The sequence below is a fragment of the Janthinobacterium sp. GW822-FHT07A03 genome (assembly GCF_058798815.1).
In genome coordinates this window covers 309,408-328,955 of record NZ_JBXAKW010000006.1, presented here as the reverse complement: position 1 = coordinate 328,955, position 19,548 = coordinate 309,408, and the positions used below count along the sequence as shown (strand labels likewise).

Here is a 19,548-nt window from a genome sequence, read left to right as displayed (position 1 = left end):
GGCGCGCTGCCCAACCGGGTCTTATTTGTCGCTTCCCATGCCCCTGAAAATCTCCCGCATCCTGCACGCCGGCTATGTCTTCGAATGCGAAGGCATGGCCATCGCCTTCGATCCCATCGTCGAAAACCCCTTCAGCCGCAACTGCCACGCCTTTCCGTCCGTGCGCTTCGACCTCGACGCCGTGCGCCGGCTGCGCTGGGATGCCGTCTTCATTTCGCACTTCCACGACGACCACTGCTCGCTCGACAGCCTCGATGCGCTCGACCGCGCCACGCCCATCTACCTGTATTGCGTCTTCGACGAACTGTTCGCGATGCTGCGCGCGCTCGGCTTTACGTCCGTCGAGCGCCTGCACGTCGACGTGCCAGTGCGGGTGGGCGCCATCGAGGTGATCCCGCGCCGGGCGCTCGACGACGATGTCGATTCGCTGTTCCAGGTGCGCGCGGCGGGCCTGAACGTATTGAACGTCGTCGACTCGTGGATCGGCCCCGAGACGCTGGCGCAGCTGGCCGCGTTCGCGCCCTGGGACATGGTGCTGTGGCCGTTCCAGACCATGCGCGAGATCGCCGTCATCGCGCCGTCGCTGGCAGCGCGAGGTCCGGTCGAGCTTCCCGACGACTGGGTGCCGCAGCTGCGCGCGCTGGCGCCCCGTTACCTCGTGCCCAGTTCCTGCCAGTTCGTGCAGGAAGACTGGTCCTGGTACAACCACGCGATGTTCCCGATCACTTACCGCCGCTTTGCCGATGAAATCGGCGCCGCGCTGCCGGACGCGCGCATCTTCCGGCTCGATCCATCGACGGCCGTGCTGCTCGACGTGCACGGAATGAGCAGCGCCGACCCCTTGCCCTGGGTGCTCCCCGTGGGGCCGCAGGACGTGGACTTCGACTACCGTCCCGACGCGCCGCCGCCCGCCACGGCCGACATCGCCCGCCGTTTCTCGCCCTTGAGTGCCCATGATGCGGCGCTGGTGCTCGATTTTTGCCAGAACGGTTTGCTTGAACGCTACCGCGACATGGAGCTGCCCGAGGACAGCTACTTCCAGCAACCGCGTTTGTGGCGATTGTCGCTGTATGGTCATGACGGCGTAGCCACCGTCGTGCATTACCGCACGCATGGCGACTTGATCGACCTGGTGCCGGAGACGAACGAAGCGCCCGGCTGGACCACCGAAGTGCCGCTGGTGAAATGCCATGCGGCGCTGGTGCTCGGTGAATCGCTGACGTCGATGTACATGCGCATCAATGACGGTCCTTTCGATGTGGCCACGCGGGACGCACTGGCGGAAGCGGATATCGTCGACGACCCGTTGATCCGCTGCCTGTTCAACGACGCCATCGGCGCCTACCAGGCGGCGCAGCTCAAGCGCCTGCTGGCCCGCTGAAGAAAACGCCGCGACAGGGTAAGATGGACGATTGATACCAGTATCTCAGATCAAGGAATGATCAACATGACAAAAGACAATGAAACCGCGATCCTGGCCGGCGGCTGCTTCTGGGGCGTGCAGGATCTGCTGCGCCGCTATCCGGGCGTGATCGCCACGCGCGTGGGCTACAGCGGCGGCGACGTGGCCAACGCCACTTACCGCAACCACGGCACGCATGCGGAAGCGATCGAAATCATCTTCGACCCGAGCACCATCAGCTACCGCAAGATCCTGGAATTCTTCTTCCAGATACACGACCCCAGCACGGAGAACCGCCAGGGCAACGACCGCGGCACCAGCTACCGTTCGGCCATCTTTTACACGAACGACGAGCAAAAACGCGTGGCCGAAGACACCATCCGCGACGTCGACGCGTCCGGCCTGTGGCCCGGCAAGGTGGTGACGGAAGTGGCGCCGGCCGGCCCGTTCTGGGAAGCGGAACCGGAGCACCAGGATTATCTGCAGCGCTTGCCGCACGGCTACACCTGCCACTACATCCGGCCGGACTGGGTCTTGCCGCAGCGCGCGCAGTAAGGAAGGGAGCCGGGCATGCGTTACTGGCGCGTCGAGCGGCGGCAGGCGGAAGGGCAGCTGGACTTCGGGCGTACCCTGGAGCTGATGGCTGCCATCGGCCATGCCGACGTGAATGCCGTCGCCGGGGCCATCCTGAAGACGGTCAGCACGGTCGCGCCCATTGCCCAGTGCACGATCTTTGCCTATGAATTCGGCAACCGGCCCCGCACGGTGGCCGTGGCCGACCGGCGCGGCGGACGTTTCCTGCAAGATATCGCCGACAGCTATGCGCGCCACTATTACGCGCTCGACGGCAACCAGCGCGTGATCGCGCCCGCGCCGGGGCGGAAAATCGATCCCGCCATCGTGCTGCACCAGCAAGCCAGCGACGAGATCGACCATCCCGGCTACCGCGCCACCTGCTATCAAAAACCGAATGTCTCGGACCGGCTGTCCTTGCTGGTGCAGCCGGCCGGCGATATCTGGCTATCCGTCAATTTCTACCGCGACAGCAGCCAGGGCCAGTTCCAGCCCGCTGAAGTGGCCGGTATCGAAACCCTGTCACCGCTCTTCGCCCATGCCGTCAAGCATCACTACAGCTTGAATGGCCAGAACGCCCAGGGTGTCGCGCCCATGATGCTGGCAAGGCTGCGCCAGCATTGTCCCGCCTTGAGCAAGCGCGAACTGGACGTGCTGCGCTGCGTGCTCGAAGGCCTCACGGCCGTGGAAATCGCCGAGATCATGGGCCTGCAACCGTCCAGCGTGACGACTTACCAGAAACGCGCGTATAAACGCCTGGGCATTTCCAGCCAGCGCCAGTTGTTTGCCCTGTGCATGGCGCCAGCGCCTGTCTAGTCCCTTGGACGTAGGGACGGCTCCGCCTTTTTGACTGTGTTCGCCGTGAAATGTCCCCAAAATGGGGACAGGGTTCGCGGCGCGCGTCTGCATACTGTGTTTCAAGCCGGGATCACCCGGCCGCTCTCACCCCATAAAATCAACAAGGGGAGGGCGACACCTTATGGAGACAAGCATGACCATCGCCCAAGGGGCCACCCCCGCCATCGCAGCCACCCCGGCGCCCGTCCTCGACGCGGCCAGCGTGCAACTGGAACAGCAGGTGATGCGCAAGGTATCGCGCCATCTGCTGGGATTTTTATTCGTGCTGTTCGTGTTTTCCTTTCTTGACCGCATCAACATCGGCTTTGCCGGCCTGACCATGATGCAAGACCTGGGCTTGTCCGGCACCCAGTTCGGCTTTGCCACCACCCTGTTCTACATCGCCTACATCGCCTGCAGCATTCCCAGCAACATCGTGCTGGCGCGCATCGGCGCCCGGCGCTGGATTGGCAGCATGATGATCGCCTGGGGCCTGGCCTCGACGGCGACCCTGTTCGCCAGCGGCCCGGCCAGCCTGTATGCGCTGCGCTTTTTAGTGGGCGTAACGGAGGCGGGCTTTCTGCCCGGCATGCTGCTGTACCTTACATACTGGTTTCCCAGCGCCTACCGGGCGCGCGCCAATGCCCTGTTCATGATCGCCATGCCCGTCACGGCCGCCATCGGTTCGGCCCTGTCGGGCCTGATCCTGGGACTGGACGGCCACTGGGGCTTGAAAGGCTGGCAATGGCTGTTCTTGCTCGAAGGCATGCCTTCCGTGCTGCTGGGCCTGGCCGTCTACGGTTACCTTGATGACTCACCCAACAAGGCAAGCTGGCTGGGCAAGCTGGAACAGCAGGTGCTGGCGCGCATGCTGGCAGCCGAGCACAAGCCTGTGGCGCAGGCCCAGAAAACTTCCGTGCTGGCGGAAATGCTGTCGCCCACCGTGCTGAAATTCGGCATCGCCTACTTTTGCCTGGTCAACACCCTGGCCATGGTGGCCGTGTGGACGCCGCTGATCGTGAAAAGTTTCAATAGCGGCGCCAGCAACACGCAAATCGGCTTGCTGGCGGCCATTCCCCAAGTATGCACCGTGATCGGCATGATTGTCTGGGGCCGCCGCTCGGACCGGCTGCAGGAACGCCGCTGGCACATCGTCTGGCCCATGCTGCTGTCGGCCGCTGGCTGGCTCTTCACGGCCTATTCAGGCAATCCCGTGCTGCAACTGCTGGGCGTGTGCATGGCTTCGACGGGCGCCTACACGGCCATGTCCGTCTTCTGGACCACGCCGGACCGGGCCCTGAGCCTGGGGGCGCGCGCCATCGGCATCGCCGTCATCAATGCCACGGGCAATATCGGCTCGGCCCTGAATCCCGTCGTCGTGGGCTGGCTGAAGGATTTCACGCACAGCTTTGCCACGGGCTTGCTGTATGCCAGCGTGCTGCTGGTGGCGGGCGCGGCCATCGTGCTGACCTTGCCGATTGCGCGCGGCAGTAAATAATATTATTGAAGAGGAAACATTATGCGCGACACGTTTCACCCTTATCCCCATGTGCCCAAAGTGTATCCGCCCGGCAAGCCAGCGGGCGCCGGCACGCAGCACGTCCCGGTGCTGATCGTCGGCGGCGGTCCCGTGGGCCTGGCCACGGCCCTGGGCCTGGCGCGCCACGGCGTGCGTTCGGTGCTGATCGAGGCGGACGACGGCGTCTGCACGGGCAGCCGCGCCATCTGCATTTCGCGGCGCAGCCTGGAAATCATCGAACGCCTCGGTGCGCTCGACGGTTTTATTAGCAAGGGCTTGCCGTGGGCGGGCGGGCGCAGCTTTTACCGCGACGAGGAAGTGCTGCACTTTACGATGCCGCAAGACGCGAACCAGAAATTGCCGCCGATGGTTAACCTGGCGCAATACCATATCGAGCAATTCCTGCTCGATGCGGTCGAACGCGTGCCCGAGTTGATCGATATCCGCTGGCAGACGCGCGTCACCGGCGTGCAGCAGCGCGCCGATGGCGCCACGGTCACGCTGGCCACGCTCGAAGACACCTACAAAATCGACACAGACTGGCTGGTGGCGGCCGATGGCGGGCGCAGCGTGGTGCGCGAGGCGCTGGGCCTCAAATTGCAGGGTACCAGCTATGAAGGGCGTTATGTGATCGTCGACATCCACCTGAAAAGCGGCCGTCCGACGGAGCGCCTCGCGTATTTCGATCCGCCGTCGAATCCCGGTTCGACTGTGCTGGTGCACAAGCAGCCCGACGATATCTGGCGCATCGATTACCAGTTGCGCGACGACGAGGATGCGCAGGCGGCCGTGCTGCTGGAAAACGTGGCGCCCCGCGTGGACAGCCTGCTGGCCATGATGGGGGAAACGGCGCCATGGCATCCCGTATGGATCACCATCTATAAAGCCAACGCCTTGACCCTGGACAAATACCGGCACGGCGCCGTGCTGTTCGCGGGCGATGCGGCCCACCTGGTGCCCATCTTCGGCGTGCGCGGGGCCAATTCCGGCATCGACGATGCGGACAATCTGGCCTGGAAGCTCGCCTACGTCGTCAAGGGCCAGGCGCCGCATAGCTTGCTGGACAGCTATTCGGACGAACGCGTGTTCGCCGCCCATGAAAACTTGCGCCACGGCACGAAAAGCACGGAATTCATGGCGCCGCCCACGTTCGCCTTCGAGCTGATGCGCACGGCCGTGCTGGGCCTGGCGGGCAAGCATGCGCACGTGCGCTCGCTGATCAACCCGCGCCAGACCAGCGCCATCGCGTATGCGCAATCGGCCTTGAACGCGCCAGATAGCCAGACGTTTGCCGCCGGTCCCGCGCCGGGCACGGTCTTGCCCGAGTGCCCGCTGGCGCTGCCGCACAACGGCGGCCAAAAAGCGGGGTATATTACCGATTTGCTGAAACGCGCGGATGGCCATTTCACGGGCCTGTATTTCAGCGAGGATGGCGCCGTGCCCGCGGAACTGCTGGCGCTGGGCGACAGCTTGCCGCTGACGACCGTGGTGATTGCCCGCAGCGGAGAGCAAGGGGGCGCCTGCGACCACACGGCACAGGTATGCTCGCTGTTTGATGCCCAGCCAGGCACGTTTTACCTCGTGCGTCCGGACGGCCACGTGCTGGGACGCTGGCGGCAAGTGCGGGCGGGGCAGGTGGCGACAGCGCTGGCGGCGGCCGGCATCGGCCAATCAAAGTAACAAGGAGATAATATGACCGACATCGAACTGGACAATCTTTACACCGAGCTGTGCCACACCATGGGCGGCCTGGGCGAACAGCGCTCGCCGCTGTTCCTGGCCCGCTTCGCCTTGCTGGCCATGGGCGCCATCGGCCAGGCCGACGTGGTGCAGGGCTTGCTGCGCGACGCGGCCGACGGCCTGGCGGTGCGCGCATGATAGGCGCCGGCTACCAAAGCGGCTTCGGCAACGAATTTGCCACGGAAGCCATCGCCGGCGCCTTGCCGCAGGGGCAAAATTCGCCGCAGCGGGCGCCGCTGGGCCTGTACGCGGAACAATTGTCGGGCACGGCCTTCACGGCGCCGCGCGCGCAGAACCGGCGCTCGTGGCTGTACCGCATCCGTCCCGCCAGCCAGCATCCGCCATTTACCCTGCTGGCGAACACGCGCATCGTCAGCGATTTCCACGCCATGCCTTTCACTCCGCCGAACCAGCTGCGCTGGGACCCGCTGCCGCTGCCCGACAGCGCGACGCCGGTCGACTTCATCGATGGCTGGCAAACGATGGCCGGCAATGGCAGCGCCGAAGCGATGAGCGGCTGCGCCATTCACGTGTACGCGGCCAACCGCTCGATGCAGCGCTTCTTTTATTCGGCCGACGGCGAATTGCTGGTCGTGCCGCAGGAAGGGCGGCTGGCGATTGCCACGGAACTGGGCCTGATCGAGCTGGAACCGCAGGAAATCGCCGTGATCCCGCGCGGCGTGCGCTTTCGCGTGACCCTGCTGGACGGCAGGGCGCGCGGTTATGTGTGCGAAAACTTCGGCACGGCTTTCCGTTTGCCGGACATGGGGCCCATCGGCTCGAATGGCCTGGCCAACAGCCGCGATTTCCTCACGCCGCACGCGGCGTATGAAGATATCGAAGGCGAGTGCGAGCTGGTGGCCAAGTTCGGCGGCCATCTGTGGCGCACGACCCTCGACCATTCGCCGCTGGACGTGGTGGCCTGGCATGGCAATTACGCACCGTATAAATACGATTTGCGCCGCTTTAATGTCATCGGCTCGATCAGCTACGACCATCCGGACCCGTCGATCTTCCTCGTGCTGCAGGCACCGAGCGAAAACCCGCTGCTGGGCGCCATCGACTTCGCCATCTTCCCGCCCCGCTGGCTGGCGGCCGAACACACGTTCCGCCCGCCCTGGTTCCACCGCAACGTGGCCAGCGAATTCATGGGGCTGATCCACGGCGTGTACGACGCCAAGGCGGCCGGCTTCGTGCCGGGCGGCGCCAGCCTGCACAACTGCATGTCCGGCCACGGCCCCGATGCGCAGACGTTCGAGAAAGCCTCGCACGGCGACACGTCCGCGCCCGTGAAGGTAGGCGATACCATGGCTTTCATGTTCGAAACGCGCACCATCCTCAAGCCCACGCCGTTCGCGCTGGATGGCGGCCTGCTGCAAAACGACTATTTCGAATGCTGGCAAGGCTTGCGCAAGCATTTTGATCCCGATCAAGCCTAGTCTAGCCTAGGTCAGGCGGCCCGCGCCCGCCTCAGCGTATGCGGGTTGGCGGGCCGCGCCAGTCCCAGGTGGCCGCGCAGGGTGCTGGCCGCATACTCGGTGCGGAACAGGCCGCGCCGCTGCAGTTCCGGCACCACCAGCCGCGTAAAGTCCTCGAAACCTTGCGGCAGCAGGGGCGGCACGACGTTGAAGCCGTCCGCGCCCCGTTCCACGAACCACTGCTCCATCACGTCGGCCACCGTCTTGACGGAGCCGATCGCTTGCAGGTGGCCGCGCGCCACGCGAAAGCGCAGCACCAGCTGGCGCAAGGTCAGGTGCTCGCGGCGGGCCAGCTCCAGCTGCTGTTGAAAACGTCCCTTGCCATTGTCGCCCGCCTGGTAGGGCAGGTCGGGCAAGGGGCCGTCGAGCGGATAGCCGGACAAGTCGAAGCCGCCAAATTCCAGGTTGCTGAAGTCGACCAGGTCCTGCAGCTCGCCGAACTGGTCCTGTGCCTGCTGGTCCGACTCCGCCACCACGACGGACAGGCCCGGCGTGACTTTCAATTGATCTTCGGCGCGGCCAAATTTCGCCATGCGTCCTTTCACGTCCGCGTAATACGCCTGCGCCACTGGCAGCGAGGTGGCGGAGCAGTACACCATCTCGGCCAGCCGCGCGGCAAATTCGCGGCCCGTCTCGGAATTGCCTGCCTGGACCAGTACGGGGTGGCCCTGCACGGGACGGGGCAAGTCCAGCAAGCCTTGCGAGGCGAAATACTCGCCCCGGAAATCGAGCGGATGGCCGGCTGCCGGCTGGTAGAACTGGCCGCCGGCGCGGTCAGGCCGCTCGAAGGCGTCGTCGTCCCAGCTGTCCCACAGGGCCTTGGACAGGGCGACGAATTCATCGGCGCGCGCATAGCGCTGCGCGTGGCTGCGCGGCGCATCGATGCCGAAATTGCGCGCCGTATGCTCGGCGAACGAGGAAACGACGTTCCAGCCCGCGCGCCCGCCGCTCAGGTGGTCGAGCGAACTGAATTTGCGCGCCACGTGATACGGGTGCTCGTAATTCGTGTTGACGGTGGCGATCAGGCCGATGTGGCTGGTGACGGCGGCAATCGCCGACAGCAGCGTGAAGGGTTCGAACGGCAGGCCGATGGCGGCGCGGCCCGTGTCGGGCATGACGTCGCCCGAGCGGCCGATGAAGTCGGCGATGAAAAAGCTGTCGAACCTGGCCGCCTCGGCCAGCCTGGCGGCGCGCAGCCACCAGGCCAGGTCGGGCCGTCCGCTGGCGCTGGCGGATGGATGGCGCCAGGCGGCCGGAGGGTGGCCGTGGCGCTGCAAAAAGACGTTCAGGACGAGCTGGCGTGCTGGCATGGGGGAAGCTCCGTGGTGGGTTGGCGACATGATCTGCGTCAATACTGATGCAAGCTTCGGGCCAGCAAGGGGCCAGCGCCCGCATATGCAAAATCCGGATAAGCTAGCGCGGCACCATTCGTTCACGCCGGCAGATGGCGCGCGGTATAGTCGGCCCATGGAACTCTTAGCCCACAATTTCAGCAGCGATTTCGCGCGCAGCGCCCACCTTGCCCGTGGCGCCAGCGCCGACGATGATGGTGCGCTCGTCGCCTTCCGCGACCCGCAGCAAATGAGCTTGCTGGTGCGCGCCACGGCCTTTGTCTTTGCCGACCCCCGTTCGCGCCAGTTGCATGAACTGATCGAACGCATCGCCCCCAGCGAGGCGACGGTGCTGATCACGGGCGAGACGGGGACGGGAAAAGAACTGATTGCGCGCCATGTGCACGGCTTGAGCGGGCGCGCCGAGCAGACTTTCGTGGCGATCAACTGCGGCGCGTTTTCCGAAACCCTGGTCGAGAGCGAACTGTTTGGCTATGAAAAGGGCGCATTTACGGGCGCGCAGCAGGGCAAACCGGGCTGGTTCGAGACGGCCAGCGGCGGCACCCTGTTCCTCGATGAAATCGGCGACTTGCCGCTGGCGATGCAGGTCAAGCTGCTGCGCGTGCTGCAGGAGCGCGAAGTGGTGCGCCTGGGCGCGCGGCGCGCCATCCCCATCGACGTGCGCCTGATCGCCGCCACGAACGTGGACCTGGCCGAAGCCGTGCGGGCCGGACGCTTCCGCGAAGACCTGTATTACCGGCTGCAGGTGATCGGCCTGCCGCTGCGCCCATTGCGCGAGCGCCCGGGCGACATCATGCCGCTGACGCGCCACTTCATGGCCATCTATGCGCAGCGCCTGCACCTGGGCGAGGTGGAGCTGGACCTTGATGCGCAACAAGCCTTGCTGGCCTATCCATGGCCGGGCAATATCCGCGAACTGGAAAACGTCATCCACCGCGCGCTGCTCGTCTGCCGCAGCGGCGTCGTGCGCGCCGAGGACCTGAGTTTGTCGGGCTGGCACCGCGCTCCGGCACCTGCATCCGCCCCCGTGCCCGTGCCGGATGCGTGGGCCGGCGGCGCCGACATCGCCTACGCGGCCCACGGCGCGGCCGGCCAGGACGATTTATTGGCCGCCGAGCGCTTTGCCCGCGCCTGGCAAGCCTTGCTCGACTCGGGCGAGGCCGTGGAATTCGAGGCGATGCAGCAGGAACTGGTGCGCGCCGCGTGGGAGCGCAATGAGCGCAACCAGGTACGTACGGCGAAACACCTGAACCTGAGCCGCAACATCCTGCGCACCTTCCTGAAAAAGGCGGGCGCCATCGACTAGCCGCGCGACTACTTTCCTGGAGCCGGACCCGCAGCAATGCGGCGCCGGCTTTTTTCATGGCTGCTGCGCGCGCAGCACATTGCTGCCGTGGGCGCAGCCGATTGCTGCGCAAGCAGCAGCTTCGGGCGTCGCTGGCTCTCCGGCGCCTGGCATGTTTTCTGCGAGGAGGGAAGGGCAGGCCGCTGCGCCAATGTGCAGCGGTGTTTTCTTCGACCCACGACAGGAGTCCATGCATGACCATCGAATTCATCTGGCAATTGCCCACCAGCGGCGACGGCCGTTATGCGGCGCCCGGCATCACGCGCCGGGGCGAACGGGCCGCTGGCGCGCCCAGTCCCCTGCAGGCGGGCGTGAGCGACCCGCGCGGCGCGCGTCCGCCTTTCACTTACTTCGACTACCTGCACCAGATCGCCCGCGCGGCCGACCTTTCCGGCTTCGACGGCATCCAGATACGCCACGATACGCAGGGCGATGAAAGCTGGATCGTCGCCGGCTACCTGGCCCGCAGCACGCGCCACCTGAAGCTGATCGCCGAATTCGACGCGGCCTGGGGTTCGGCCGTGTACGCGGCAAAGAACGCCGTCAGCTTCCAGCGCTTCACGGGCGGGCGCTTCGCCTGGCAGATCGGGCAGGGCGGCGATGCGGCCGCGCGCCGCCGCCAGGGCGATGCGGCGCCCGATGCCGACATCGTGCCCCGCATCGATGAATTCATCACGGTGGCGCGCGGCGTGCAGAATACGTCGCCGTTCAGCTTCAAGGGCAGGTTCTTCGAAGTGCAGGATGGCGGCTTCAAGGGCCCGCTGGCGAACCACCCCGTCAACGGCATCTACCTGACGGGCGACAGCCCCGAGGCGCTGGCCCTGTCGGCGCGCCAGGCCGACGTGCACGTCTTCGATGCGGCGCCCGTGGCGGACTTGCAGCCTTCCATCGGCAGCCTGCAGACGCAGGCGCGCCAGCTGGGCCGTGCCGTGGCGGCGGGTTTGCGCATCGACGTGCTGGCCCGTGAAACGTTCGACGAAGCCTTGCGCGACGCGCGCCGCTACCGCAGCGGCGCGGGTCTGCCAGACGAACTGCCGTCCGACGGCGGCACTGCCGCCTTCTGGCCCGGCTTTGCGCAAGCGCAAACGGGCGCCCACGGGGCCCTGGTGGGCAGCTATGCGCAGGTCAGCGCCGCGCTGCAAGCGTATGCGCAGGCGGGCGTGTCGAGCTTCGTGCTGGCGGCCATCCCCCATTTCGAGGAAGCCTACCGCATCGGCGAACACGTATTGCCAGCCTTGCGGGCATCGTTGACGGCATCCGCGCTGCAAGCGGCTTGAATCCACATTATTTGAAGGAGTACCCCTGATGGCAATCGATTTTTTCTGGCGCATCCCCACGCATGGCGAACCGAGTTCGCACCGCGCCCGCACGCCGTTTCGCGGCGACTGGTTCCCCGGCAATGACAACCTGCGCCAGGCCGGCCTCGGTGGCGGCGGCGCCGACGGTTTTACCTACATCGACTACCTGGCGGAGATCGCCCGCGCGGCCGAACTATCCGGCTTCCAGGGCGGCCTGATTCCGTCCTTTCCCATGACGGATGAACCGTGGGCCATTTCCGCGCTGCTGGCGCGCGAAACGCGCACCTTCCGCTTCATGATCCCGTTCCAGCCCGGCTTTCTGAACCCCGTGGTGGCCGCGCGCATGACGGCCAGCCTGCAGCGGGCCACGGGCGGCCGCGCCCTGTACAACGTGATCACGGGCGGCGGCGGCCCGGCGCAGCTGTGGTGGGGCGATGCGGCCGGCCACGACGACCGCTACACGCGCACGACGGAATTTCTCGACGTGGTGCGCGGCGTGTGGCGCGGCGGACCGTTTTCCTACCAGGGCAAGTTCTACCAGGTGGAAGACGCGGGCCTGGCCACGCCCCTGTCGGAGCAGGATTTCCCCGAGATCTATTTTTCCGGCTCGTCCGACGCGGCCCTCGGTTCCGCCTCGAAGCACGCCGATTACTACCTGACGTGGCTGGAACCGTTCGAGCAGCTGCGCGAAAAATTCGCCCGCGTGCATGAAAAGACGGCGCTGTTGGGGCGCAAGATCAAGTGCGCCGTACGCGTCGACATCGTCGCCCGCGCCACGGAAGAAGAGGCGTGGGACGAGGTGCGCAAGGGTTTTGAGGCCGTCGATGCCGCGACCCTGCGCCAGTTCCTCGGCGCCGATGGCGGCGATTCCGTGGGCGCGGCGCGCCAGCGGGGCAACCGCCCGACCACCTTGAACAGCTACAAGGACTTGATCACGGCGCCGAACATCTGGTCCGGCTTCAATCTGCTGCGCGGCGGGCAGACGCAGGGCATCGTTGGCAGCTACCAGCAGGTGGCCGAACGCCTCGATGAACTGGTGCAGCTGGGCGCCGACGCCTTCATCCTGGCCAGCACGCCGCACCTGGAAGAAGCGTACCGCGTGGGCGAGGAAGTGCTGCCCCTCGTGCGCGGCCACACGGCGGCACTGCTGCGCGCCGCCTGATCCTTTCCCCTGTTGCCGCGACAGCAGCGCCACCGCCTGCTGTCGCGCAGGCAGCACGCGGCACCGGCGCTGCTGCCAAATCAACAGCGCTATCATGACGATAGTCTTCCTTTGAAATCAAACACTTAAGTTCTGTTTTGCTGCGCTGCGGCAGCGGGCATGCCCCTTGCAATACTGGTCATCACCATCTCGCGTTTTGACTTTACTCAAGGATAATCACCCATGCGCCGTTCGACTGCCCCTGCCGACTCTTCCCCATTTCCTTTCCACCTGACGCCAGTGCGCCGCGCGCTGCGCTCGGCCTTCGCCATCGGCGGCCTGATGCTCGCCCCAGGTCTGGCCCATGCGGAAACGCCTGGCGCCGATGTCATTGCCGCGGCTGACGCGAATGGCGCCGGCGAGGGCGCCTCGCTGCAATCGGTGACGGTGACGGCGCAAAAGCGCGAGGAATCGGCACAGAAGGTGCCCAGCGCGATCACGGTGTTAGGCGGCAAGGAGCTGCTCGACACGGGCATCGGCCGCTCGGCCAGCGAAATCCTCAATTACGTGCCGAATGCCTCGGCCGGCACGCAGCAGCACGGCCGTCCGCGCTGGTGGATACGCGGCGTGGGCGCGGGCCAGCAGCAGGTGGACTTTCCGAATCCCGTCGGCTTCTACCTCGACGACGTCTACATCAGCAATTCCAGCGCCACGGGCTTTCCCCTGTTCGACCTGGACCGGGTGGAGGTGCTGCGCGGCCCGCAAGGCACCCTGTGGGGCAAGAACACGACGGGCGGCGCCATCAACGTGATCTCGCGCAAACCCTCGTTCAAGTCCAGCGGCTACGCCAAGCTCGACTACGGCAGCTACGACACCACCGTTGCCGAAGGCGCCATCGGCGGCGCGCTGGTCGACGAAGTGCTGGCGGGGCGGCTGTCCTTCCATACGGAGCAGCAGGACAAGGGCCGCTTCCGCAACCAGTTTACGGGCGAACGCGATGGAAAACTCAAGGACAGCGCCATCCGCGGCCAGCTCAAGGCACTGATCGGGCGCGACCTGACGGCGAACCTGAGCCTGCATTACCGCGACTACACGACCAAGGGCGCCACCACCACCGTGGCCAGCTACGGCGCGAATGGCGTCTACCGCAACGGCTACATCCCCAGTACCAATCCCGACGATGTCAGCACGAATGCGCCGGCCGACAGCGACGTGCAACAGGGCGGCGCCCAGCTGAACCTCGAATATGCGCTGGGCGAACTGACCCTCACTTCCATCACGGGCTATGAAAATTTCAGGAACGAAGCGACGGGCGACAGCGACAACACGCCGCTGGAAGTGGGCCGCAGCCGTTCCAAGGCCAGCAGCCGGCAAGTGTCGCAGGAGCTGCGATTGACGTCGCCGCAGAACGGCGCCGTGAGCTGGGTGGCGGGTCTGTTCTACTTCAATGAAAAGATCGATGCCGATTCGGCCGGCGCGCGCCTGCCCAACGGCACGGTGCCGGCGCTGGCGGGCAGCACGCAGCCCGTCGGCTACAACCGCACCATCTACCAGCACAAGGCGCGCAGCGCGGCCATCTTCGGCAGCACGACCGTCAACTTCAGCGAGCAGCTGCTGTCCACCTTCGGCCTGCGCTGGACCACGGAAACCAAGGACCTCGATTTGCGGCGCGTGCAGGCCGCATCGAACACAGTGACGTTCGGCGACGCGGCCAACTGGTGGAACACGGTCCAGGGCGGCAATTACACGGCCGCCTCCGTGGCCAACAATAACTTCACGTCGAACCCGTCGACCACCTGGAACGCGCTGACCTACGACGTGACGCCCGAATACCGCTTCAGCCGCACCCTGCGCGGCTACCTGAAATACGCGCACGGCATCAAGTCGGGCGGCTACAACACCAGCGCCACGGACGTGCGGGCATTGAACACGGTCAAGCCGGAAACCCTGAACTCGTTCGAGGCGGGCATCAAGTCGGAATGGCTGGACGGGCGCCTGAACTTCAACGCCAACGTTTTCCACTATGATTACAAGAACGTGCAGGTGAATATCACGGGCGTGTACAACGGCGACCCCACGCAAAGCGTCAATTACCTGCAGAACGTGCGCAAGGCCCATGTCAACGGCGCGGAATTCGAGATCGAGGCGCAGCCGACGGACAACCTGCACGTCAATGCCAACCTGGGCCTGCTGCGCACGGAATTCGACGATTTCGCCATCCAGAACAATGGCGGCGACCGCTCCGGCAACGAATTCGTGCGCTCGCCCCATGTGACGGCCCTGCTGGCGGCCGACTACCGCTACCCGCTGGGCAACGGCGCGCAGCTGGTCTTCAGCGGCGACGTGCGCTACACGTCGAAGCAGTACTACTATGTCGACCCGCAAAATGCCGCGCGCGACCTGCTGAACCAGGGCGGCTTCGCGCTGGCCAACGCCCGCCTGTCGTACGTGCTCCCGGGCGGCAAGCAGCGCATCACGGCGTATGCGAACAACCTGGCCGACAAGGTCTACCGCAACCACACCTTGACCAGCTTCGTGCCCGGCGCCGTCAACGGCGACACGGTGATCATCGGCCAGGGCCGCACGGTGGGCGCGTCGTACACGCTGCAGTTCTGACCGCGCAGGGCAGAGGCAGGGGCGATATGCTATAGTCGTCGGGCATGGCTGCCGCATCCGCTGCGCTGGCCATGCAACGTTCTCAGGGCGGGGTGCGATTCCCCACCGGCGGTAATGGCATGCGTGCCTAGCCCGCGAGCGCTTGCCGGCACGGTCTTCGGGCCATGACGGCAAGGTCAGCAGACCTGGTGTGATTCCGGGGCCGACGGTATAGTCCGGATAAAGAGAGAGCGGGATGGCATCATTGTGTCGACGCCGGCATCCGCCCGGCGCATGGACGGCCTGGCCGTCGGTGCGTCTGCGCGCGTGCCTGCATGCGCAGTTGGGCGTGGCTTTCATGCGCCCGTCATATCCCCTTCGATCCGATGCCCTGTTTTTATCATTCTTGAAAACAGGAGTCTTTTATATGTCACAAGCATCACACGCAGCACCAGGCAAGCGCATCGCCTTCATCCAGGCGGGCTGGCACCGCGACATCGTCGCGCAATGCAGGCTGTCGTTTATCGCGGAAATGGCCGCGCTGGGCTTCGCCGAGAGCGATATCGACGTCATCGACGTCGCCGGCGCCTTTGAAATCCCCCTGCATGCGCAAGTGCTGGCCAACAGCGGCCGGTACGCGGCGATTGCCGCTTCCGCCCTGGTGGTGGACGGCGGCATCTACCGCCATGATTTCGTCGCCGATGCCGTCATTTCCGGCATGATGCAGGTACAGCTGGCGACGGGCGTGCCCGTGCTGTCGGCCGTGCTGACCCCGCACCACTTCCATGCGGGCCACGAGCACCAGGAATTCTACTTCCAGCACTTCAAGGTCAAGGGCGTGGAACTGGCGACGGCCTGCGCCGCCACCATCCATTCGCTGCAGCGGCTGGCGCAACCGGCCAGCGCGCCGCAGGCGGTGCTGGCAGCCTAGCAGCCGGCCTGCCGTGAATCGATAGTGCCCGTGGGGCCAGCACATGTTGCCATGTGCTGGCCCCATTTCCTTATGCCGCCTGCCGCAGCAGCGCGTCGAGCCTGCGCTGCGCCTCTTCCAATGGCCGGCGGTCGATCCAGCTGTCGATATCGACGTCGCGGTCGAGAAAACCGTGCTGCAATTGAAAATCCTTCTGCTGGCGGAACAGCGCCACCTTGTCGTCGGACAGGTCGGGCGCCAACGTCAGGTGAAAACCGTCGCGGTAGGCTTCGGCCACGGCGTCGGCGCCGGCCCGCGTCTCGCCCTGCAGGATGGCCAGCACATCTTCTTTGTGGCTGCGCGCCCAGTGCGCGGCGCGCAAGGTCTGCGTCAAAAAGCGCACGACCAGCTCGAAATGCTGTTCCAGCATGGTTGCATGCACGGTGATCGGGCGCGGCGTGCCGTTGTTGACGCGGAAGCGCCGGTCGGGCAGGGCGTCGATGTCGATGCCCACTTCCAGCCCCGCCGCACGCGCCGCCTCGGCCGCCGCCGCGCCTTTCACGTAGACGGCGTCGACTTCGCCGCGCAAGAGCGGGCCTATGCCTTGCCACAGGCCCGCGCCCAGATTGGCCGATGCCTGGGCGTCGCCCCCCACTTCCACCAGCTGCACATCGTCGAGCGTGAGGCCGGCCGACGCCAGCACGCCCTTGTAGCCGGCCAGGCTCATGCCGCGCGCGATGCTGCGCCCGCGCCGGTTCTCGCGCAAGTCTTCGGCGCGGAAGGCGGGCAGCGCCAGGCGCTTGCCCTGCAGCTGCGCGGGCGTGGCGATGCCGGAACCGGGGCGCACGAGGATGGCTTGCCATTCATCGATCCAGGTCAGGCCGATCAGGCGCGTGGGCGCCCCTTGTGCGCGCGCGGGCAGGGCCAGCAGGTTGCCGCCTTCGCGCACGAGCGTGGACAGGCCATGGTCGTAGTGGTGGCGCGCCAGCTCGCCGCCCACTTCCTGCAGCGTCTTCAAGGCGATGCCGTCGCGGGCGAATTCCTCGTCCAGCCAGCCAAGCTTGTAGGCCAGGCCCGTGGCCGTGGGCACGGGGCAGCGGGTGAACCAGACGGTATCGACGGCGGGGGCGGTTGCGGTAGTCATGGGATTCTTTCGTGGTGGGTGGAGCCTGTAACCGTGCAGGAAACGTGCCCGCGCCGCTTGCTGGCTTGCCGACAGCCGCTGCGCACAACGCTGCTGCGGCGCCAGCAGCCGCTGTTGCGCAGGCAGCAGCCTTCCACCATTTCTGCGGCCCCGGCGCTGGCACGCGTCTTGCGAAAGTAGACGGTAGACGAAACCCGGTCTCAACCTCTTTACCGAATGGAGCATGACATGACGGACGTGGCACAAGCACAAGCAGCAGAGCAAGTACAAACCCAGGAGTTGACGGCGGCCGAACTGGCCTTCGTGGAGCAGGTGCGGCGCGATGCGCAGACCGCCTTCGACGGCTTGCGCGAGACGGGCAGTCTGACGGCCAACGGCACGGTGGGCTTTGTCGAACGCACGCCCGGCGGCGACAAGGTGGTGGTGGTCAACGATCCCGGCCCGTTCCGCCGCAGCCAGCCCCTGAAGGCGGCCGTGCTGGCGCTGGACGGCACGGTGCTGCTCGGCGACGCCAACAACGGCGGCGCACGCTATTTAAAGCTGTTCCGCGAGCGGCCCGAGGTCACGTCGATCTCGCACGTGCATTCGCCATCGCTGGGCGCGTGGGCGCAGACGCACCGCACCCTGCCGATCCGCTACGTGCCCGTGCAGCGCTACCAGCTGGTGCGCGAAATCCCCATCTATATCGACCGCCGCCAGCCGGAAGTCGATTTCATCCTCGGCGAAATCGCCCGCAATACGCATGCCACGGCCATCCTGGAAGCGAATGGCGGGGCCACCGTGTGGGGCAAGCAGGGCTTGCTGAAGCTGGCCGAATTCATCCTGCTGCTGGAAGAGGGCGCAAAAATCCAGATCGCGGCCGAAGCCATCGGCGGCTCGCGCGACTTCGGCCCGGGCGTACTGCTGCAGCAATGGAAGATGAGCAAGCTGATCGACACGGCGCGCGCCTTGTCGCTCCTGCCTGCCACCGACCTGGTCAACACCTGACCAAACCTGCTGCGCGTCGCGCCTTGCGGCCTGTGATGCTCGCTGTGCCTGTGCACAGCTGCGCTTCTCGGCCACAAATCGCTGCCGCTCGCGACGGTTTTGTCAGGTGTCGTTGTGTAAAAAATATTTAATTAAGAACAGGCCCCAGATGTCATTGAAATTCTTACGTTTGCGCTGGCGCAAAGTCGTCGCCGTCGCCCTGGCGGCCAGCCTGCTGGCGCCAGCCATCGCGGCGGCGGCCGAGCCGCTGCCGGCCGCCGTGCGCATCGCCGTCGTGGCGCGCACGGCACCGTCCGGCAAGACCGTGTTTGCCGGTTCGGCCGCCCAGGTGGCCACGCAAGGCTGGCTGGCGGCCGAACTGGGCAAGCTGGGCGTGAAGCTGGAATGGGTGCCCGTCACCACCAATTCCGTGGCGACGCAGGTCAACGAGGCGTTTGCCAACCACTCGATCGACCTGGCCCAGTATGGCGACCTGCCATCGATTATCGCCAATGCCTCGGGCCTGCAGACGCGGCTGATTTTGCCTGGCGGCAGCTTCAGCAACACCTACCTGGTCGTGCCGAACGGCTCCACGGCGAAGTCCATCAAGGATTTGAAGGGCAAGAAGATCGCCCTGCACCGGGGGCGGCCATGGGAATACCCGTTCGCGCGCCTGCTGGAAGCGAATGGCATGACCTTGCGCGACGTCAAGATCCTCAACCTGAACCCGCAGGCGGGCGCGGCGGCCGTGGCGACGGGCGGCGCCGACGCCTTCTTCACCCTCAGCGACGCCTTTTTGCTGGAAGATAAAAAGGTGGGCAAGATCATCTGGTCCAGCAAGGCGCCGCCGCAGGACTGGAAGATGCGCGCCGAACTGTGGGCCGACAGCGGCTTCCTGCAGCGCTGGCCGCAACTGGCCCAGCTGGTGGTGACGGCGTATGTGCGCGAGCACCACCGGGCCGCCGGCGCCGGTGGCGAAGACGAATACGTGCGCACGGAGGCGTCCGCGGGCCAGGTGGAAAGCGTGGTGCGGCGCGAACTGGCGGGCGACCATACGCCGTGGCAGGCGCGCTGGTCGCCCCTGTTTACGGCCAGCCTGCGCCAGCATTACGTGGGCGAGGCGGCGTATGCGAAGAGCGCGGGGCTGATCGGGCGGCCTCTGCAAGTCGACAGCCTGTTCGCGCCCCAGTTCGTCAACCAGGCGCTGGCGCAGCTGAAGCTGCAAACCTACTGGTCGCCATGACGGAG

16 protein-coding genes and 1 riboswitch are annotated in these 19,548 nt (G+C 65.8%); of the genes, 14 read left to right on the top strand and 2 right to left on the bottom strand.

Features of this window, described 5'->3' with window-relative positions; translation table 11 throughout:
• Positions 1–37: 37 nt before the first annotated feature.
• The 7 genes from AC1RJW_RS18985 (at position 38) to hmgA (ending at position 7,510) form a co-directional block, all read left to right on the top strand.
• Positions 38–1,381: an MBL fold metallo-hydrolase gene (locus tag AC1RJW_RS18985; RefSeq protein WP_493046358.1), complete on the top strand. Its 1,344-nt coding sequence runs from the start codon at positions 38–40 to the stop codon at positions 1,379–1,381.
• 66 nt (positions 1,382–1,447) lie between these two features.
• A complete protein-coding gene (gene msrA / locus AC1RJW_RS18980) occupies positions 1,448–1,957 on the top strand; it encodes a peptide-methionine (S)-S-oxide reductase MsrA (RefSeq protein ID WP_493046357.1) in 510 nt (169 codons plus the stop codon).
• A 15-nt stretch (positions 1,958–1,972) separates the two neighbouring features.
• Positions 1,973–2,791, top strand: coding sequence for a helix-turn-helix domain-containing protein (locus tag AC1RJW_RS18975; protein WP_493046356.1), 819 nt, complete (start codon positions 1,973–1,975; stop codon positions 2,789–2,791).
• A gap of 175 nt (positions 2,792–2,966) precedes the next feature.
• Positions 2,967–4,310 (top strand): MFS transporter, encoded by a 1,344-nt coding sequence (locus tag AC1RJW_RS18970; protein WP_493046355.1) that lies wholly within the window; start codon positions 2,967–2,969, stop codon positions 4,308–4,310.
• 21 nt (positions 4,311–4,331) lie between these two features.
• The gene (locus tag AC1RJW_RS18965) at positions 4,332–6,011 is read left to right on the top strand and encodes an FAD-dependent oxidoreductase (protein ID WP_493046354.1); all 1,680 of its coding nucleotides are present in this window, start codon (positions 4,332–4,334) and stop codon (positions 6,009–6,011) included.
• Positions 6,012–6,023: 12 nt separating this feature from the next.
• The gene (locus AC1RJW_RS18960; protein ID WP_230502921.1) at positions 6,024–6,209 is read left to right on the top strand and encodes a hypothetical protein; all 186 of its coding nucleotides are present in this window, start codon (positions 6,024–6,026) and stop codon (positions 6,207–6,209) included.
• Entirely contained in the window at positions 6,206–7,510 is a 1,305-nt protein-coding gene (hmgA, locus tag AC1RJW_RS18955) for a homogentisate 1,2-dioxygenase (protein WP_493046353.1), read from the top strand. The genes AC1RJW_RS18960 and hmgA overlap by 4 nt, the downstream gene beginning before the upstream one ends.
• An 11-nt stretch (positions 7,511–7,521) precedes the next feature.
• On the opposite strand, the gene AC1RJW_RS18950 is transcribed toward hmgA, so the two are convergent.
• A complete protein-coding gene (locus AC1RJW_RS18950; protein WP_493046352.1) occupies positions 7,522–8,859 on the bottom strand; it encodes an LLM class flavin-dependent oxidoreductase in 1,338 nt (445 codons plus the stop codon).
• A gap of 157 nt (positions 8,860–9,016) precedes the next feature.
• Between AC1RJW_RS18950 and AC1RJW_RS18945 the strand changes: the two genes are divergently transcribed.
• The 5 genes from AC1RJW_RS18945 (at position 9,017) to AC1RJW_RS18925 (ending at position 16,211) form a co-directional block, all read left to right on the top strand.
• Positions 9,017–10,207, top strand: coding sequence for a sigma-54 interaction domain-containing protein (locus tag AC1RJW_RS18945; protein ID WP_493046351.1), 1,191 nt, complete (start codon positions 9,017–9,019; stop codon positions 10,205–10,207).
• A gap of 233 nt (positions 10,208–10,440) precedes the next feature.
• On the top strand, positions 10,441–11,523 hold the full coding sequence (locus tag AC1RJW_RS18940; protein WP_493046350.1) for an LLM class flavin-dependent oxidoreductase: 1,083 nt from the start codon (positions 10,441–10,443) through the stop codon (positions 11,521–11,523).
• Between the two features lie 28 nt (positions 11,524–11,551).
• Positions 11,552–12,706 carry an LLM class flavin-dependent oxidoreductase gene (locus AC1RJW_RS18935; RefSeq protein ID WP_493046349.1) on the top strand — a complete coding sequence of 385 codons (1,155 nt, stop codon included), beginning with the start codon at positions 11,552–11,554 and terminating at the stop codon, positions 12,704–12,706.
• A 222-nt stretch (positions 12,707–12,928) separates the two neighbouring features.
• The gene (locus AC1RJW_RS18930; protein ID WP_493046348.1) at positions 12,929–15,301 is read left to right on the top strand and encodes a TonB-dependent receptor; all 2,373 of its coding nucleotides are present in this window, start codon (positions 12,929–12,931) and stop codon (positions 15,299–15,301) included.
• 74 nt (positions 15,302–15,375) lie between these two features.
• Positions 15,376–15,537: riboswitch (FMN riboswitch) on the top strand.
• Between the two features lie 170 nt (positions 15,538–15,707).
• Positions 15,708–16,211 carry a 6,7-dimethyl-8-ribityllumazine synthase gene (locus tag AC1RJW_RS18925; protein ID WP_493046347.1) on the top strand — a complete coding sequence of 168 codons (504 nt, stop codon included), beginning with the start codon at positions 15,708–15,710 and terminating at the stop codon, positions 16,209–16,211.
• A gap of 70 nt (positions 16,212–16,281) precedes the next feature.
• Here AC1RJW_RS18925 and AC1RJW_RS18920 read toward each other — a convergent pair whose 3' ends face one another.
• Complete coding sequence (locus AC1RJW_RS18920) at positions 16,282–17,334, bottom strand: ABC transporter substrate-binding protein (protein ID WP_493046346.1); 1,053 nt, start codon at positions 17,332–17,334, stop codon at positions 16,282–16,284.
• 228 nt (positions 17,335–17,562) lie between these two features.
• Here AC1RJW_RS18920 and AC1RJW_RS18915 point away from each other — a divergent pair, with 228 nt between their 5' ends.
• Together AC1RJW_RS18915 and AC1RJW_RS18910 are read left to right on the top strand one after the other, a co-directional pair.
• Positions 17,563–18,321, top strand: coding sequence for a class II aldolase/adducin family protein (locus AC1RJW_RS18915; protein ID WP_493046345.1), 759 nt, complete (start codon positions 17,563–17,565; stop codon positions 18,319–18,321).
• Positions 18,322–18,469: 148 nt separating this feature from the next.
• Positions 18,470–19,543, top strand: a complete 1,074-nt coding sequence (locus AC1RJW_RS18910; RefSeq protein WP_493046344.1) for a PhnD/SsuA/transferrin family substrate-binding protein — start codon at positions 18,470–18,472, stop codon at positions 19,541–19,543.
• Positions 19,544–19,548 lie beyond the last annotated feature (5 nt).

What these genes read in the sequence shown, in the direction of transcription:
- AC1RJW_RS18985 (WP_493046358.1), top strand. Translation starts at nt 38, where the DNA reads ATGCCCCTGAAAATCTCCCGCATCCTGCACGCCGGCTATGTCTTCGAA.
- msrA (WP_493046357.1), top strand. Translation starts at nt 1,448, where the DNA reads ATGACAAAAGACAATGAAACCGCGATCCTGGCCGGCGGCTGCTTCTGG.
- AC1RJW_RS18975 (WP_493046356.1), top strand. Translation starts at nt 1,973, where the DNA reads ATGCGTTACTGGCGCGTCGAGCGGCGGCAGGCGGAAGGGCAGCTGGAC.
- AC1RJW_RS18970 (WP_493046355.1), top strand. Translation starts at nt 2,967, where the DNA reads ATGACCATCGCCCAAGGGGCCACCCCCGCCATCGCAGCCACCCCGGCG.
- AC1RJW_RS18965 (WP_493046354.1), top strand. Translation starts at nt 4,332, where the DNA reads ATGCGCGACACGTTTCACCCTTATCCCCATGTGCCCAAAGTGTATCCG.
- AC1RJW_RS18960 (WP_230502921.1), top strand. Translation starts at nt 6,024, where the DNA reads ATGACCGACATCGAACTGGACAATCTTTACACCGAGCTGTGCCACACC.
- hmgA (WP_493046353.1), top strand. Translation starts at nt 6,206, where the DNA reads ATGATAGGCGCCGGCTACCAAAGCGGCTTCGGCAACGAATTTGCCACG.
- AC1RJW_RS18950 (WP_493046352.1), bottom strand. Translation starts at nt 8,859, where the DNA reads ATGCCAGCACGCCAGCTCGTCCTGAACGTCTTTTTGCAGCGCCACGGC.
- AC1RJW_RS18945 (WP_493046351.1), top strand. Translation starts at nt 9,017, where the DNA reads ATGGAACTCTTAGCCCACAATTTCAGCAGCGATTTCGCGCGCAGCGCC.
- AC1RJW_RS18940 (WP_493046350.1), top strand. Translation starts at nt 10,441, where the DNA reads ATGACCATCGAATTCATCTGGCAATTGCCCACCAGCGGCGACGGCCGT.
- AC1RJW_RS18935 (WP_493046349.1), top strand. Translation starts at nt 11,552, where the DNA reads ATGGCAATCGATTTTTTCTGGCGCATCCCCACGCATGGCGAACCGAGT.
- AC1RJW_RS18930 (WP_493046348.1), top strand. Translation starts at nt 12,929, where the DNA reads ATGCGCCGTTCGACTGCCCCTGCCGACTCTTCCCCATTTCCTTTCCAC.
- AC1RJW_RS18925 (WP_493046347.1), top strand. Translation starts at nt 15,708, where the DNA reads ATGTCACAAGCATCACACGCAGCACCAGGCAAGCGCATCGCCTTCATC.
- AC1RJW_RS18920 (WP_493046346.1), bottom strand. Translation starts at nt 17,334, where the DNA reads ATGACTACCGCAACCGCCCCCGCCGTCGATACCGTCTGGTTCACCCGC.
- AC1RJW_RS18915 (WP_493046345.1), top strand. Translation starts at nt 17,563, where the DNA reads ATGACGGACGTGGCACAAGCACAAGCAGCAGAGCAAGTACAAACCCAG.
- AC1RJW_RS18910 (WP_493046344.1), top strand. Translation starts at nt 18,470, where the DNA reads ATGTCATTGAAATTCTTACGTTTGCGCTGGCGCAAAGTCGTCGCCGTC.